The sequence below is a fragment of the Flavobacterium sp. Root420 genome, assembly GCF_001427905.1.
In the GTDB taxonomy this organism is placed as follows: Bacteria; Bacteroidota; Bacteroidia; order Flavobacteriales; family Flavobacteriaceae; genus Flavobacterium.
The window spans coordinates 185,399-201,134 of sequence record NZ_LMEF01000029.1; the positions used below are offsets into that span (position 1 = coordinate 185,399).

The following is a 15,736-nucleotide window of genomic DNA, read 5'->3' on the forward strand; positions in this document are numbered from 1 at the left end:
GAAACAGCTGCTGTTGAGGTTGCTATATAGTGGCCTCAGCAAACTTTAAAGCTAAACATTAAATAAAAAAAAGTTTATTGAAATTAGTTTCAATAAACTTTTTTTATTTAGTTCAGATAATAAAATGACATCGTAAAACCTTAATTTTTCGTCATTATTCTTTCTTCATTATTGTCCTCATTAGCCTCATTTTTTCTCAAATGCTCTTCCATATATGATTTTGGGCACATACCGTAAAATTGCTTAAAGCTTGTTGAAAATTTAGAAATATTAGAAAATCCTACTAAATAGGCAACCTCAGAAATATTAGTTTGTTTGGAAGCCAATAATTCCCCGGCTTGTTTGAGTCTGACATTTCGAATCAGATCTCTTGAAGACTGATTCGTAAGTTCCTTTAATTTTCTGTGCAGATGTACACGGCTGATTCCAATCTCAGAGGCGATCATTTCTACATTCAGTTCAGGGTTGCTTAGATTGTTATTTATAAAATTCATTATTTTCAAAATCAGCTTCTCATCGGCTGATTCCATTTTGATTTTCTTTATTTTATCCTCTTGGCCCTGATTACCGCTAAAGTTGTTTTTCAATAAATCTCTTGTCTTAATAAGATTCACAACCGTTTTTTTCAATATTTCCATATTAAAAGGTTTAGTAATATAGGCATCAGCACCGATATCAAGACCTTCAAGCTGGTTATTATTGTGCGATTGTGCTGTCAGCAGTATAACGGGAATGTGATTGATATTTATATTTTTTTTGACTTTTCGGCAAAATGTAATACCGTCCATTATCGGCATTTTAACGTCACTGATAATAAGATCCAACGGCTCTTTTAGAACGAGTTCCAAAGCTTCTTTTCCATTAGAACTGGTAAGGACCTTGTAATGAGTGGCTAATTCTTTAAAAATATACTCCCTGATTTCTTCATTATCATCAACAACCAAAATTTTTCTTTTACCAGTTGTCCCCGAGCTAACATATTCCTGAGGTTTTTCTAATGCAGTAGGGGGTATGCCGGATTGAAAATCACGGGTGTCTGTTTCCTGATTTTTATCTTCTAAATCATCTTTTACCTGATCGTTTCCTATTGGTATGCTAATAATAAAGCGGCAGCCGGAATTATCAGGATTATTTTCGACAGTTATTGTTCCATTATGAAGTTCAACAATCGATCTTGTTAAGTGCAGACCTATACCGGTTCCCTCATGATGTTGTTTTTTGCCATTTTTGGCCTGATAAAATCGGTCAAATATTTTGGCTCTGTCTTTCTCATGTATGCCGGTTCCATTATCAGAAATAGTCACGGTAAATGTTGATAATGATTTACTGTGGAGATGAGGTATAGTATTTTCTGCAATAAAAATATCAATTCTTCCATCATTATGTACAAACTTAACAGCGTTGGAAATTACATTTTGAATTATTCTGTCAAAATACTTTGGATCAACCCACCCGTACAATTGTGGTTTTTTATGATGCAATTCTAACTGGATATTTTTTTCCTGAATTGGTTCTTCAAATAAAAGGCTGAGTTCCCGGATAGAGGCTATAATGTCTGTTTTTTTTAAGTTTAAAAAAACCTGCCCCTGATCAATTTTTCGTACATCCATAACCTGATTCACAAGCTGTAGGATTTTCTCTGAATTGCGGTACATGACCTGATACCATTTCTGTCTTGCAATGTCGGGATCTGAATTCATTAATTTCAGCAAAGGATTAATAACCAGTGATATCGGGGATTTTATGTCATGCGAAATATTAGTTAAAAACTGCAATTTTGCCTCATTTATCTGCTTGTTTTGTAGATGTTCCTGAATTTTCTTCTGCGTTAATTTTCTTTGTTTAAGCTGCACCGAAACAAAATACACAATCGCTATAAAAAGTACCCAATACAAACATTTTAACCAAAATGAAAAGTACCAAACCGGATGTATTGTAATAATGAGAGGGCGTACACTGGTATATTTGCCGTAGAGTTCTGCTTTGACTTTAAAATTATAGGTACCTGGTTCCAGATTGTCAAATGTAACTGTATTAACACCCTGCTGTAATTTGTTCCATTTGTTTTGCTCAAGAGAATAAAAATAAGTGATATGCTGCTGATTGGTAAAATCCAGGGTAGAAAATTCAATACTGAATGAATTGTCATCATGGCTTAAATCTACCGAACTGGCATCTATAAGAGCACTATTGACAATTTCAAACTGATCAGATTTCATTCCTTTTTTAACAGATTTATCCTGTATATAAAAACCAGTGATATACACATTGGAGCTCTTGGCATTATAGGTTATTTTTTCGGGATTGAAATACGTAATACCCTTCATTCCTCCAAAAATAACGGTACCGTTTTTATCTGTAAATGAAGCGTTTTTACTGAATTCATTCCCTTGCAGCCCATCGTTAAAATAAAAATTGGAAAATTTTTTGCTTTTTGAATTGAATTTGGAGATGCCGTGATTGGTGCTCATCCACAGATTATTATTTTTATCCCTTTCTATGGCACATATGATGTTACTCGGTAAATTATTATCAGTTGTATAAGTCACTGTATTTTTCCCATCTTTTGGCTGATAAATTAGGCCTTCCGATGTTCCAATCCATAAATTTCGCTGAGCGTCTTCGTTTATGGAATAGATAATTTTTTGCGGAAGCATATGATTTAAACCTCCTGTTTTAATATAATTTTTGGTTTTAAGGTCCAGACAATATAAGCCGTCATACGTTCCAACGTAAAGTCTGTTGTTTTGGGCAGGCAAAATACAATTGACATACAGGTTGCCTAAGACATTTTTCCTGTCTTTTGCATTTGAATCATTATTGACTACTCTATTCGTATTCAGATTTATAGAAAAAAGTCCGGCCCCGAGCGAACCAATCCAGAGATTTTTATTTTGGTCTTCGGTAATGGTAAAGATGCTTTTTACAGGTTTGTTTTCCTGATCAAGTAGTGTATCTATAAAATCAAATTTATTGGTACTTCGATTAAGTTTGGCAAGCCCATCCATATAAGTCCCAATCCATAAATTGCCGTTTGAATCTTCAAACACACACATAACGGTGAGTCGCTTATTTCCTTTTTTATCAATATTATAATGATATTCTTTTTTATTTTGTGATGAAATACCATATAAGCCATCGCCATCTGTACCGACCCACAATATGCCCTTTTTATCCTTATATACAGCCAGTACACAGCTCGATCCAATAACATTATTGGACATGGATTGATAGCCTAAATAATTGAAATTATTCTCTTTGGGAGGCAATAATAATATCCCTTTCTGATACAGCCCCATCCAAAGGTTTCCAGATTTATCCTCAATAATAGAATGGACTTTGGACATCGAAAAATCAAAATTGGAGACATTAAAATTGGCTGATGTTATTTTCTTTTCCCTGGGATCATATACATGAAGTCCCGTTCCGTCGGTACCAATTAATATTTTATTGTTTTTATCTAAAAAAAGCTTTTTTATTGGCAACCAGACTGAAGGACTATAGGATATAAATTTCTTTTGGTCTTTATTATAGATATAGAGCCCATGGTTAAGCGTTCCCACAAAAAGGTTTCCATTTCTGTCTTCGCAAATACTGGTAACATTATCAACATCTTCTTTTGAAAGAAAAACCTGTTGGGCCATGTTATCAGGTTTGAGTTTCCATAGTCCGCGATCTTGTGTTAAAATCCATAAATTGTTCTTTTTATCCTCATAGATTTCATGGATCATATAGGTGGGAATGGAAATTTTAATTTGTCGGGCAATAGTATTTTGTTTTTTAAATTCAATTTTAAAAATTCCATAACCAGAGGTTGCAACCAGCACATCCCCATTTTTTCTATGTAACATGCTGCTTACATGTGCCGACATTTTTGTAACACCATCAGTTGTCATTAAGATGTTACTAAAGGAGTCGGTGGCATGATTGTAAATCTGTAAGCCGTTAATAAATCCAAAAAATAAGTTTTTGTTTCGGTCTTCAAAAATTGTTTTGACGTAATTATTTAAGGCAGTTTCAGGATTATTTTTCAGGTGTTTGTATGTGACAAATTTTGCACCGTCATATCGGTTTAAACCATCTTCAGAAGCAATCCAGATATAACCTTTACTGTCCTGATATATACTGTTTATCAAACTGCTTGACAATTGTGAATCTGAAGTGTAAAGCCTTCCAGATTGGGATCTAATACCAGCAGGCATCACCAAAAGAATTAGGATTATAATTTTTAGAGTTTTCAAAATAAAATGAGAATAGGTTAAACTTATGATCAAAAATGACTAGCTGCAGTTTTTATATCAGTTTTTGTTAGAAATGCTGTAAAATATAGATTGTAATTATTTTTATATGAGCTTAATGGCAGAAAAAACCAATAAGCGTAAAATAACCAACATAATGCGCTCTTAGGCAGTAAACCAGGTAAGCTAAAACCGTAAATAGTATCTTTATATTATGGCAGTTACCTCAATACAAGTTTAGGAGATATAATTCAAATCAACAAATTTATTTTTTGAAATAACCAAAATATTTTGCGTTTGAACTAGTTTTAATCGCTAATTAATTTATTTAAAGTAAAAAACATATGGCTTTGTTGAGAATAATTTAAAATACTGCTATAAATGTAAAAAGCACACTTAAATTGTGCGGATTTTTCCTTTTTTATTGAAAATTTCATAAATCTTAAAAAAAGTAATTTATATAAAAATAGTGGCAAAATTTTTTTGCCGCTCAAAATTTAAGAACTGTTTTTTTGTTTTTCTGGCCACCGTGTAACGTAGTGTAAATGATTTGTTACACTAAAATAAATTTTATTTATTTTTTTAAAATATTTTTACTTTAAGCTTTTTCATACTCTTAGTTAGTTTATTTCTTCTGGTTTTAAGGACTGTCAACAGGACAATCTTTTGCAGGTAAAAAATGAGTATACAGGTGTATTTGAGTAACTTAGGTTCTCAAAGCGCAACTAATGCCCGAGTTAGTCCGGGCATTTTTTTTGTCATATAGGCGGCATTATGATATGCCTTATTGGGCAAGAGGTATAGCGTAGTTTTTTATGGGGAAAACAGAGCATTTGCCAATGATAATTACTATTTGCTCAATACTACTATATAGTCGTTTATTGAGTGTCAACTTAGAGTTTACTTAAATCATAAATAAATGAGGAATTTTATTAAAATATTAAAAAAAGAAACAATACTGTTTTTTTTAATTGGCATTCAGTCTATTGCTCAAAACCCATTAATCAGAGATCAGTTTACAGCTGATCCTTCCGCGCGGGTATTTGGTGAGAGAGTGTATGTATTTCCTTCACACGATATAATAGCCACAGAAGGTAAAGGACGCAAAGACTGGTTTTGTATGGAAGATTATCACGTATTTTCTTCAGCTAACCTGACAGACTGGACAGATCACGGACTTATTGTACAGCAAAATAAGGTGGAATGGGTAAAGCCCGATAGCTACAGTATGTGGGCTCCGGACTGCATCCAAAGAAATGGCAAGTATTATTTTTATTTTCCAAGCATTCCAAAAGACACCATTACTTATAAAAAAGGTTTTACAATAGGTGTGGCTATTGCTGATAAACCCGAAGGGCCTTATAAAACGGAACCCAATCCCATAAAGGGTGTTAGCGGAATCGATCCTAATGTCTTTATTGACAAAGACCGACAGGCTTATTTGTACTGGTGCGGAGGAAATATTTTTGTTGCTAAATTAAAACCAAACATGACCGAATTAGATTCAGAGGTGAAAATAATCGAAAATCTTCCTGGGAAAGGCCTAAAAGAAGGCCCGTACATGTTTGAAAGAAATGGAATTTATTATTTGACCTATCCTCATGTTGAAAAAAAGATTGAACGCTTAGAATACGCCACGGCTGATAATCCTATGGGACCCTTTAAAGTAACGGGTGTAATCATGGATGAATCGCCAACAGGCTGCTGGACAAACCATCATTCTATTTTGAAGTTCAAAAATCAGTGGTATTTGTTTTATCACCATAATGACTTTTCACCTCAGTTTGATAAGGCACGGTCTATTAGAGCAGACTTTTTGAATTTTAATGCGGACGGGAGGATTCAAAAAGTTATTCCAACACTAAGAGGTGTTGGAATTACAAAAGCAACAGATCAAATTCAGATAGACAGGTATTCAGAAATAAGTGATAAGGGAGTTTCAGTATCTTTTTTAGACAGCTTAAATACTTTTAAGGGTTGGAAAACAACCTTCACTAAATCAAATTCCTGGATACAATACTATAAGGTAGATTTTAGCAAAAACAAATTAAAAACAATAACTATAAAAGCCTGGTCAGAGAAAGGAGGGATCTTGCAAGTTTGTACCAAAGGAACCGATAAAAAGGTTATAGCTGAAATTAGCATCCCTGAAGGTGGCAAATGGGATGAAATAAAAGCACCGCTATTAAAATTGGAATCCGGAATTCAGAATCTGCAGGTTATTGCTAAAAGTGATAGTCTAATGGAAGTGGATTGGATTTTATTTCAATAAATAAATCAAAACCAAAATCATATCAATAAATAATAATAAATACCCAAAAATGAAAAAGAGACAACTACTATTTTTATCCTCTCTAATGTTAGGTTTGCTATCCTTTGCAGCAATAGGAGACAAAGACAAGCCAAAAGAAAAAGCAGCAAACAATCCACCCGTATTCTCAAATGTTATTTACAGTGGCGATGATGAAATTTATAAAAAAAATCCATTAAAAGCAGGGGAATTTTATAGCCCGGTTTTGCAGGGATGCTACCCTGATCCGGCCATTACCAGAAAAGGAGATGATTATTATATGGTTTGTTCTTCCTTTGCGATGTTTCCCGGAGTGCCCATTTTTCATTCAAAGGACTTAGTGAACTGGACCGATTTAGGAGGGGTTTTAAACAATGTAAACGAATTTAATCCTCATGATACCGGTATTAGTCAGGGAGTTTACGCTCCAGGGATAACGTATAATCCGCATAACGATACTTTCTATATGATTGTAACAGCCTTTTCAGGTGGACTCGGAAACATTATAGTAAAAACAAAAGACCCTAAGAAAGGCTGGGGTAGTCCTATAAAACTTGATTTTGGCGGGATCGATCCCAGTGTTTTCTTTGATGATAACGGAAAAGGATATATTGTTCACAATGATGCTCCCGATAAAGGAAAAGAATTATACAATGGACATCGTGTAATTAAAGTATGGGAATATGATGTTGCCACTGATAAGGTAATTCCGGGAACAGATAAAATTATTGTTGATGGTGGAGTGGATCTTTCCAAAAAACCAATATGGATCGAAGCACCGCATTTATACAAAAAAGACGGACATTATTATTTAATGTGTGCCGAGGGCGGTACAGGAGGGAACCATAGTGAAGTAGTTTTTATTAGCGATAGCCCAAAAGGGCCTTTCAAACCTTCATCAAATAATCCGATTTTGACTCAAAGACATTTTCCAAAAGACAGACCAAACAAAGTAGATTGGGCCGGACATGCTGATTTGGTACTGGGACCGGATAATAAGTATTATGGTGTGTTTTTAGGAGTGCGTCCTAATGATAAAGACAGGGTCAATATAGGCCGCGAAACGTTTATGCTGCCTGTAGACTGGTCGGGTACTTTTCCTGTGTTTGAAAATGGATTAGTGCCAATGGAGCCCAAATTAAAAATGCCAATGGGCGTAACGGAGAACAAAACCGGGACGAATGGATTTTTTCCTAATGGCAATTTCACTTTCGAAGAAAATTTCACTTCAGATAAGTTAGATTACAGATGGATTGGCCTTAGAGGACCTCGCGAAAATTTTGCTGCGGTTACCAAAAAAGGATTGCAGATTAACCCATTTGCAGTATGTATTAAAGAATTAAAGCCAACCTCGACACTTTTTTACAGACAACAGCATAACACATTTTCTTTTGCTGCAACTATTGATTACAAACCAGCTTCCCAAAAAGATTTGGCGGGAATTGTTTGTCTGCAAAATGAAAAATTCAATTATGTATTTGGTATCACCAAAAAAGGAAACGACACCTATGTTTTGTTAGAAAGAACAGAAAAAGGTACCTCAAAAATTATTGCGAGCAAAAAAGTTGACATGAAAAAACCCGTACGCCTTCAGGTAAAAGCAAACGGTGACAGTTATGAGTTTAGTTATGCTGTTAACGGCGCTGATTTTGAAAATCTGGGGGGAGCAGTTTCAGGAGATATTTTATCCACTAATGTGGCAGGCGGATTCACCGGAGCTTTGGTAGGATTGTATGCTACAGCTGCAAATGATGCTCAGCCTCAATAAGCAAAAAACGTGTTCAATATTTAATAGCATTACTTCAATTAAGCTGGTTAAATAAGAACCAATAAGGCATAAAAAGACGTTAATTCTTTGAATTAACGTCTTTTTTAGTGACCTATGAGGAACGGCTGCCTATATTTTGCAAAACAACATTTTGAACGATATAATTTTACAAAAGCAACATATGGCAATTGAACTTCAAGAGAGACTTACGCCTATCATAAGGAACTTATCTTTTCAAACATTTAAGACAAGTTTTCATATTTGGATAAAATTACCTGAAAGATTAGAAAGTGATATTCTTGTTAATTACCTCTTGGAAAATAATATAATTGTTCCTAATGGTAGGGACTTTTTAGTGGACAATCTACAAAAAGGAGAAAATTTTATAAGAATTGCACTCAGTGCAGAAAAGAGTATAGATAAAATAGAAAAAGCATTAATTGAAATTGTAAATAGTATTGATTATAATAAAAACCACCGCTAATCGCTAGATTAGGACTTTTTCAGTTTTCAATTAGAATTTAAATTTGACAAACACAGTACAATTTTAAAGTCGGCATTTAGATTTTAGTTGCTTTAGAGTGAATTTCTCTCAACACTGGTGAGAGTTTTATATTTTCAAATCGATATAAAGAATAATTATTCTGCTGTGTAATATGGCAGTACATAATCCAAAAACCAGTTAGGAAAGTTCTCGGATTTAATTTCCATATCGTTATGATATAATTCAGCAATTAATTCTTGTTTAGTTCCTGAATTATCAAATAGATAAGCCCGGTAGCATAAAGGTAATACTTGGTGCAAATATTCAAGCGTCCTGTAATAACGCTGGACTACTTTTGTGTATTCCACATCATGTCCATTTTTATTAACGCGATCTTCAACACGTGCTGCATTTACCTCTGGACTGTCAATGCACACAAAATATAGATAAATTCTATATCCTTTGGATATTGCATCTTGAAGTTGTGTAATTTTTGATGGATGACTAAAAACAGATTCAAATACAAAAGATTTATTGTGCTTAACCATGAGATGTCTAATATAGGAAGCAATAAACGACCCCTCATAAGTATGCTTAGAATCTGAATAATCTACAATGCAATTTTCATTTATGGTGATGTTGATTTTATGATTATCAGCAGTAGCTTTTTCTATCAATGAGATTGAGTCCGGCAAATCTTTAAATTCAGCTAAGCTATCTTCTGACCCAATTATTCCATAATCATTTAAATCAATAAGCTTAAAGTCTTTTAATTTTCTTTCAATTTCGTCTGCATTAACAAAAACTTCGGAAAAGTAAGTTTTGGAAAGCTCTTTTTGAAGAGTACTTTTTCCAGATCCATTTGGGCCAGCAAAAACACGTATTTTTTTATTGTTTGGCACGAAGAATCATTCCTTTAATTAAATTTTTAGGCTGCTCTTTTCGCACAATAGTACCTTGCTGTTTCACGCCAGATTTATCTTCAACATAAATTACATCATTTTTAATATAGGTAACCGGCAGATCTAAAGCTTTTGATTGACGTATAGCATTTTTGGCACTGGTTATTCCAGCATCTACAAGTGATCTAGTTTGTCTGATATCGTTTCTGAATAATTTAGATGGTTTCATATGGAAGAAAGTAAATGTAATACAAATATAATGAAAATCGTAAACAATACAAAGATGAAATATTTTTCTACTCAAATTACCAGAGAAATTATGTCGAAGTAATAAGTGAATTATTTTGGATGATCTAAAGTTTCGAACCCAAATTCTGAAGGTCGTGATTTTGCTGAGATTTTAATTCTTTAAATGCCTTTTGCCACGATTGCACCACAAAACTTTACTGGTGAATATCGTTAAAACGCCTTAAGTTTTTGTGGCAAAAAAACTTTGGGCATTTTTATAAAGATTGAAAACTGCCTTAAATGCAAAAAACCTGCGAATCCTAGGATTTGCAGGTTTTACCACGTTTTTTATGGGTTTTTGAAAAGATTGAAAAAATGACCTTTTTACTTCTTTTACCTTTTAGTGGGGAGAGCAGGATTCGAACCTGCGAAGTTCACACAGCAGATTTACAGTCTGCCCTCGTTGGCCGCTTGAGTATCTCCCCGATCTCAGCATTGATGCGCTTTGTTGTTCTAAGCGGTTGCAAATATATAAACGTTTTTGATGTTTACAAACTAAAATCGCACTTAATTTTAAGTTATTTTTGAATTAATTTTTAATTAGTTGGTATTGAATAAAATAAAAAAATCTCCACTAGGGAGATTTTTTTATTTTATGCTGAATATTGTACTTATTTGGCTAAAAGCTCTAAAATTTTGGCTCTTAATTCAGGACCTCTTAAGTCCTGAGCAACCACTTTTCCTGATGCATCAAGAATAAAAGTTGCCGGAATTGACTGAACTCCATATTGGGCAGCAATTGGTTCGTCCCAGAATTTTAGGTTCGAAACATGTGTCCAGGTTAAACCATCTTTTGCGATAGCTTCTTTCCACTTGCCAGCTTCTTTATCTAAAGAAACCCCAATTATATTTAATCCTTTAGCGTGTAATTCTTTGTAAATAGCTACAACATTCGGATTCTCTTTTCTGCATGGTCCACACCATGAAGCCCAAAAATCAACAATAGTTACTTTTCCTAAACTTTCCTTAAGCGAAACTGCTTTGCCTTCAGGGTTTGGAGCAGAAAAATCTGATCTTCATTTAGCGCTGCCAACAGGAGGAGCTGTCGCACCAACTGCAGGCAATTTTGCTGCACCGATTTTTGTTTTGATTTCTTTACCAGGCGTAGTGCTTTTCAATGACTCATCTAATGAGTTATATAAACTTTCTGCCTTTTTAATATCTGTTGTAGGATCACCTAACATACCTTGAATGATCAATACAGAAATGAACGATTTTGGGTGACCTTCAGCGTAAGTAAGATATTTCTTTTTAGAATCTGTCTGAACTTCCGTTTGGATAGCCATATATTGTTTCATCAAACCGTTGATAGTTGCAGTATCCTGAGCTTGTTGAGCTTGTTGCATTTTCTGAGTGTTATTTTTCTGAAAATCAACCAATCTCTTTTGAGTTTTGTTTAGTTCATCCTGAAACTTCACGAACTCTTCATTACTGTAAGTACCTGCAATTTTAGATTTGTGAATACTGTCTTTATCAATTGCAACAGTGATTTCTCCTGTTTCTAAGATGAAAGGAATTGGTCCCTGTGCATCCTGAAGAATTAATGTATGGAAAGCTGGTTCAGCTACTTTTCCTTTTATTTCAAATTTTTCGTTTTCAACTTTTACTGTATCAAGGGCAACTGTCATTTTTGTTGTTGGGTCCTGACCTTGAAGAATGATTGTTTTTCCGTTCGCAATTCCTTTTGCAGTTCCTGTAATTAGGTACTCTCCGTCTTTAACTTTGCTGCATGAAATAATCGCTACAGAAGCTGTAAGTAAAAAAAATATTTTTTTCATTATTAAATATTAATTAGTTAATTGATTTGTGCAACAAAAGTATCTAAAAATATAAAACAGAAAGAATTTTGTAACCTAAAATTTTGTTATAGTTTTTATGACCTTAATGTCCCTAATATCAAGGGATTTGTTTGTTTTGTTCCATTTAAAACTATTAAATATATTTTTATTTTGATAAAAAACCGACGATTTCTTAATTTTTAGGCATAAAAAAAGCACTCTATTATCAGAGTGCTTTTGGGTATATAATAGTAAAAAACTATTCTTGATTTGTTTTCTTTCTCCAGGTAAAAGAGTTCAAAATGTGTCTTTTTGCGAATCTTCCAGGAGAGTCAGCGTTAACCATTTTTACGTAAGTTGCTTTAGGAACACTGATGTATTCATAAACACTTCCGTTAGAGAAATCGATAATTAAACGGCCTTCAACAAATTTATAATCAGTAATTGAACAAGTTGAAATCGTTTCTGTATATTCAGGTAAATTTGCTTTAATCGTTTCAGGATTAATACTTACCAAAAAGTGATAAGCTTCAATAATCGCTTTACTTTTTTCTTCAGCTGCTTTCAAACCAGCATCATCACCTTGAAATTTATCAGGATGAGATTCTTTCATTGCATTACGGTAAATGGTTTTTAAATCTTTTAACTCAGCAGTTTTTTCTACGTTTAGTAACTTGCGGTATTCAACTATTTTTTTCATAAATAAAAGGTAACGTATTGTCTATTAGTTTGAAATGAGTGTTTTATACTTCAAAACGACAAATTTTTTGCAAAGGTACACTTTTTTTTAACTTTTTACTTTTGAAGCAAAAAATATTCAAAAAAATAAAGTATGCGTGTTGATTTTACCGCAAAGTGCGCAAAGTTTTTTTGCTTTTGTAATGTTTCATAAATCAAAAAGTTCGCAAAGCTGTATGGTAAGCTTTGCGAACTTTGCGTAAACCTTTGTGTTCTTTGTGGTTAAATTTGTTCACATTTCAACTTGAACATGAAAAGAAAAACCTGAAACAAAATTTACTTATTTTCCGGTTTATGATTGGCCTTATCGAAGTTTTTAGACTTCTTTGGATATTTATCATAACTGATATCACTTGGGTTTTCGATTACCGATTTAATGGTAACCCAGTCTCCAAGATTAAAATTGGAATGCGCCATTTTATAATCTAAAAGATATTCCCCACAAAAATAATTGTTGTTTTCATCTTTTTCGATGATACCGGTATACACTCCTTTTTGAGGCATTTTTTCTTGTGAATCTTTAGACATAACTTTTAAAATTTAAATTGATGCAGCAAAGTTAAGCATTTTATGTTTGTTTTAGGGAGTTCGCGACAATCTCAGTATATTTGCATATGCAAAAAAACTTTAAGCCACATCCAAATTCATTTAAAAATACCTTTTGTGTTTTTCATGAAGTGCTTCCAGATGAAATTGCCGGTTTAAAAAAACAGTTCGAAAGTAAAGCGGGAAGTGCCTATTATTATACTGAGGCAGGAATGTATCGGGTTTCGAATCATTGGGGAAGATTAGCCAACAGTAAATGGCGTTTGGTTGCCATGGAACCTGAAACTCCTTCGAAAACTAAAATTGGTTTTGCAGCCTGGAGCGAATTTCATCCGGATAATGCCGAAGAAAAATTATATTATATTGAAGCTGATTTTGATAAAAACACGGTACTCTATCAGCATAAAGATAATCCGCTCTATGATAATAAAGCAATTCTGAGAACAAGTTTTGAAACCACAAAACGCATTAAGCAAATTCGGAATTTGCAGCAATTAACTTCCTGGGCAAAACATTTTGATGAAGATATTGATGTTTTGAGGAGAACGATTATTACGGAATTGATTTATACCGAGAAAACTTTAGAAGAAATTAAAAGAAAAATATAATGGGACGCAACAACGAAAGAAATATCAAGAAACACAACGACAAATTGCACAAAGCCCAAAACAAAGTAAAACAGGCTGAAATTGCACGTAAAGAAAAGCTGAAAGAAATTATAAAAAAGTTCAACGAAGATAAAGCGCAAGAATAAAAAAGTATCAAGTTTTCTTTGTTTCAAGTTTCAAGTTGTGGAAACCTGAAACCTGATACGAGTCTTTAGCTGAATTGGTAAAGCAAACTTGAAACCTGAAACCTGAAACAAAAAATAACAATATATATGAAATTTGAAAATTTAAAAGTAAGTGTGCAGGAAATCATTGATTTAATCGCTGCAAAACAAGACAGGGAAGCTAATAATAAATTGCTTGATGTGAGCGATGTTTTAGACGAAATGCTGGATCATGCCGAAGAAGATGAAGAATTAAGGGAAATCAGCAGATATCAGGTTTTATTGAATCAGCTGCATGTTAAGATAAATGGAGAAGAGGCAGTTGATGGAGAATAAAAAGTGTTTTTGCGATACTGGTTTGTTGTTTGACAATTGTTGTGGATTGTATCTTCAAAATAATCAAAAAGCACCAACTGCATTGGCATTGATGCGTTCTCGCTATTCGGCGTATGCCACTCATAATGCCGATTACCTTCTCGAAACAACTCATATTTCAGAAAGACCATATTATTCAAAAACAGAAATTCTAAAATGGGCAACTTCCAATAAATGGCAAAAACTAGAAGTTCTAAGTTTTAGCGAAAATACAGTGGAGTTTAAAGCTTATTTTTTAGATTCAAATGGAAGACCTCAAACGCATTATGAATTTTCGACTTTTAAACAGGAGAATAATGCATGGTATTATGTTGATGGAAAGTTTGAATAATTGACAGAATTTGCCTCGGTTTTAACTGCTTTTTCCCCAATATTTTAACTAAAAATTAATAAACGTTTCTTTTTTCGTAATTCTAAAATAGTGTAATTTTAGAATTATGAAAAACGAATTTAAAAAAGGTTTTTATTTTAAGTCGTACGAAGCCCCATTTCAGTCTCCGTTTGAAAAACTTTTTGGCATTTTCAAAGAGCTTATCACCCATACTTCGGGCGATTTTGATGAAGCTATAGATTGGCTTCGGGAGTTAGATAAGGAATATAAACTGACCGATGAGAACTACAGTATCGATGATTTTATCGAAGATTTAAAAAAGAAAGGTTACATAAAAGATGAAGCAAAACCCGATGGCACGTCTGGTTTTGGAATTACTGCTAAAACAGAAAGAGCGATCAGACAACAAGCCCTGGATCAGATTTTCGGCAATTTGAAACGCTCCGGAAATGGAAATCATAAAACCAAACATGCCGGAAATGGCGATGAACATACCGGAGAATTTCGTGAGTTTAATTTTGGCGACGGTTTAGAGCGTATTGCGTTAACTGAAAGTTTGCGTAATGCACAGATCAACAATGGCGTAGAAAGTTTTATGCTGACCGAAAATGATTTGGTTGTAGAGGAAACGCAATACAAAGCTCAAATGAGCACGGTTTTGATGATTGATATTAGCCACAGTATGATTTTGTACGGCGAAGACCGAATCACGCCGGCCAAAAAAGTGGCTATGGCTTTGGCCGAATTAATCACAACACGTTATCCAAAAGATACATTGGATATTTTGGTTTTCGGAAACGATGCCTGGACGATTCCAATTAAGGATTTGCCTTATTTACAAGTTGGTCCTTATCATACCAATACGGTTGCCGGACTTCAATTAGCGATGGATATTTTGCGCAGAAAGCGAAATACCAACAAACAAATTTTTATGATTACCGACGGAAAACCAAGTTGCGTGCGCGAACGCGACGGTTCCTATTACATGAACAGTAACGGACTTGACGAGTATATAGTCGATAAATGTTACACACAGGCACAGCAAGCCAGAAAATTACATATTCCAATTACGACTTTTATGATTGCAAACGATCCTTATTTACAGCGTTTTGTGAATCATTTTACAGAAGCCAACCAGGGAAAAGCATTTTATACCGGACTGAAAGGTTTGGGTGAAATGATTTTTGAAGATTATGAAACAAATAGAAAAAAGAGAGTGAGGTAGT

The 15,736-nt window shown here is 33.8% G+C and carries 14 protein-coding genes, 1 tRNA gene and 1 pseudogene; 8 read left to right on the forward strand and 8 right to left on the reverse strand.

The features are described 5' to 3' along the window. Positions 1-140: 140 nt before the first annotated feature. Positions 141-4,202 (reverse strand): two-component regulator propeller domain-containing protein, encoded by a 4,062-nt coding sequence (locus ASC72_RS15220; RefSeq protein WP_056192361.1) that lies wholly within the window; start codon positions 4,200-4,202, stop codon positions 141-143. A 955-nt stretch (positions 4,203-5,157) separates the two neighbouring features. Between ASC72_RS15220 and ASC72_RS15225 the strand changes: the two genes are divergently transcribed. The 3 genes from ASC72_RS15225 to ASC72_RS15235 all read left to right on the forward strand — a co-directional run bounded on the left by ASC72_RS15225 (position 5,158) and on the right by ASC72_RS15235 (position 8,780). Then, positions 5,158-6,510 carry a family 43 glycosylhydrolase gene (locus tag ASC72_RS15225; protein WP_056192364.1) on the forward strand — a complete coding sequence of 451 codons (1,353 nt, stop codon included), beginning with the start codon at positions 5,158-5,160 and terminating at the stop codon, positions 6,508-6,510. A gap of 49 nt (positions 6,511-6,559) precedes the next feature. Then, positions 6,560-8,296: a glycoside hydrolase family 43 protein gene (locus tag ASC72_RS15230; RefSeq protein ID WP_056192367.1), complete on the forward strand. Its 1,737-nt coding sequence runs from the start codon at positions 6,560-6,562 to the stop codon at positions 8,294-8,296. A 181-nt stretch (positions 8,297-8,477) separates the two neighbouring features. Then, positions 8,478-8,780, forward strand: coding sequence for a hypothetical protein (locus ASC72_RS15235; protein WP_131725830.1), 303 nt, complete (start codon positions 8,478-8,480; stop codon positions 8,778-8,780). 155 nt (positions 8,781-8,935) lie between these two features. On the opposite strand, the gene ASC72_RS15240 is transcribed toward ASC72_RS15235, so the two are convergent. The 7 genes and pseudogenes from ASC72_RS15240 to ASC72_RS15265 all read right to left on the reverse strand — a co-directional run bounded on the left by ASC72_RS15240 (position 8,936) and on the right by ASC72_RS15265 (position 13,014). Next, on the reverse strand, positions 8,936-9,682 hold the full coding sequence (locus ASC72_RS15240) for a zeta toxin family protein (protein WP_056192373.1): 747 nt from the start codon (positions 9,680-9,682) through the stop codon (positions 8,936-8,938). Next, on the reverse strand, positions 9,669-9,911 hold the full coding sequence (locus ASC72_RS15245) for a hypothetical protein (protein WP_056192376.1): 243 nt from the start codon (positions 9,909-9,911) through the stop codon (positions 9,669-9,671). Before ASC72_RS15245 ends, ASC72_RS15240 begins: the two co-directional genes overlap by 14 nt. Before the next feature lie 403 nt (positions 9,912-10,314). Beyond that, positions 10,315-10,395: transfer RNA gene (locus ASC72_RS15250), tRNA-Tyr, on the reverse strand. A gap of 186 nt (positions 10,396-10,581) precedes the next feature. Continuing rightward, a pseudogene (locus tag ASC72_RS24835) lies at positions 10,582-10,968 on the reverse strand (peroxiredoxin family protein); the annotation flags it as partial. Positions 10,969-10,986: 18 nt separating this feature from the next. After that, entirely contained in the window at positions 10,987-11,748 is a 762-nt protein-coding gene (locus ASC72_RS15255; protein ID WP_056192378.1) for a DUF4369 domain-containing protein, read from the reverse strand. Positions 11,749-12,007: 259 nt separating this feature from the next. Next, the gene (locus tag ASC72_RS15260; protein ID WP_056192381.1) at positions 12,008-12,448 is read right to left on the reverse strand and encodes a KTSC domain-containing protein; all 441 of its coding nucleotides are present in this window, start codon (positions 12,446-12,448) and stop codon (positions 12,008-12,010) included. 314 nt (positions 12,449-12,762) lie between these two features. Next, positions 12,763-13,014, reverse strand: coding sequence for a hypothetical protein (locus tag ASC72_RS15265; protein ID WP_056192384.1), 252 nt, complete (start codon positions 13,012-13,014; stop codon positions 12,763-12,765). A gap of 86 nt (positions 13,015-13,100) precedes the next feature. On the opposite strand from ASC72_RS15265, the gene ASC72_RS15270 reads away from it, so the two are divergent. The 5 genes from ASC72_RS15270 (at position 13,101) to ASC72_RS15285 (ending at position 15,735) form a co-directional block, all read left to right on the forward strand. Then, positions 13,101-13,640 (forward strand): hypothetical protein, encoded by a 540-nt coding sequence (locus ASC72_RS15270; RefSeq protein ID WP_056192386.1) that lies wholly within the window; start codon positions 13,101-13,103, stop codon positions 13,638-13,640. Further along, complete coding sequence (locus tag ASC72_RS24275; RefSeq protein WP_089069566.1) at positions 13,640-13,786, forward strand: hypothetical protein; 147 nt, start codon at positions 13,640-13,642, stop codon at positions 13,784-13,786. Before ASC72_RS15270 ends, ASC72_RS24275 begins: the two co-directional genes overlap by 1 nt. Before the next feature lie 126 nt (positions 13,787-13,912). After that, positions 13,913-14,140: a hypothetical protein gene (locus ASC72_RS15275; protein ID WP_056192389.1), complete on the forward strand. Its 228-nt coding sequence runs from the start codon at positions 13,913-13,915 to the stop codon at positions 14,138-14,140. Then, positions 14,130-14,510, forward strand: a complete 381-nt coding sequence (locus ASC72_RS15280) for a YchJ family protein (RefSeq protein WP_056192391.1) — start codon at positions 14,130-14,132, stop codon at positions 14,508-14,510. Before ASC72_RS15275 ends, ASC72_RS15280 begins: the two co-directional genes overlap by 11 nt. Positions 14,511-14,616: 106 nt before the next feature. Continuing rightward, positions 14,617-15,735, forward strand: coding sequence for a VWA domain-containing protein (locus ASC72_RS15285; protein WP_056192394.1), 1,119 nt, complete (start codon positions 14,617-14,619; stop codon positions 15,733-15,735). Position 15,736 lies beyond the last annotated feature (1 nt).

Coding starts and splice junctions, on each gene's coding strand:
- ASC72_RS15220 (WP_056192361.1), bottom strand. CDS start 4,202: ATGCCTGCTGGTATTAGATCCCAATCTGGAAGGCTTTACACTTCAGAT.
- ASC72_RS15225 (WP_056192364.1), top strand. CDS start 5,158: ATGAGGAATTTTATTAAAATATTAAAAAAAGAAACAATACTGTTTTTT.
- ASC72_RS15230 (WP_056192367.1), top strand. CDS start 6,560: ATGAAAAAGAGACAACTACTATTTTTATCCTCTCTAATGTTAGGTTTG.
- ASC72_RS15235 (WP_131725830.1), top strand. CDS start 8,478: ATGGCAATTGAACTTCAAGAGAGACTTACGCCTATCATAAGGAACTTA.
- ASC72_RS15245 (WP_056192376.1), bottom strand. CDS start 9,911: ATGAAACCATCTAAATTATTCAGAAACGATATCAGACAAACTAGATCA.
- ASC72_RS15255 (WP_056192378.1), bottom strand. CDS start 11,748: ATGAAAAAAATATTTTTTTTACTTACAGCTTCTGTAGCGATTATTTCA.
- ASC72_RS15260 (WP_056192381.1), bottom strand. CDS start 12,448: ATGAAAAAAATAGTTGAATACCGCAAGTTACTAAACGTAGAAAAAACT.
- ASC72_RS15265 (WP_056192384.1), bottom strand. CDS start 13,014: ATGTCTAAAGATTCACAAGAAAAAATGCCTCAAAAAGGAGTGTATACC.
- ASC72_RS15270 (WP_056192386.1), top strand. CDS start 13,101: ATGCAAAAAAACTTTAAGCCACATCCAAATTCATTTAAAAATACCTTT.
- ASC72_RS24275 (WP_089069566.1), top strand. CDS start 13,640: ATGGGACGCAACAACGAAAGAAATATCAAGAAACACAACGACAAATTG.
- ASC72_RS15275 (WP_056192389.1), top strand. CDS start 13,913: ATGAAATTTGAAAATTTAAAAGTAAGTGTGCAGGAAATCATTGATTTA.
- ASC72_RS15280 (WP_056192391.1), top strand. CDS start 14,130: ATGGAGAATAAAAAGTGTTTTTGCGATACTGGTTTGTTGTTTGACAAT.
- ASC72_RS15285 (WP_056192394.1), top strand. CDS start 14,617: ATGAAAAACGAATTTAAAAAAGGTTTTTATTTTAAGTCGTACGAAGCC.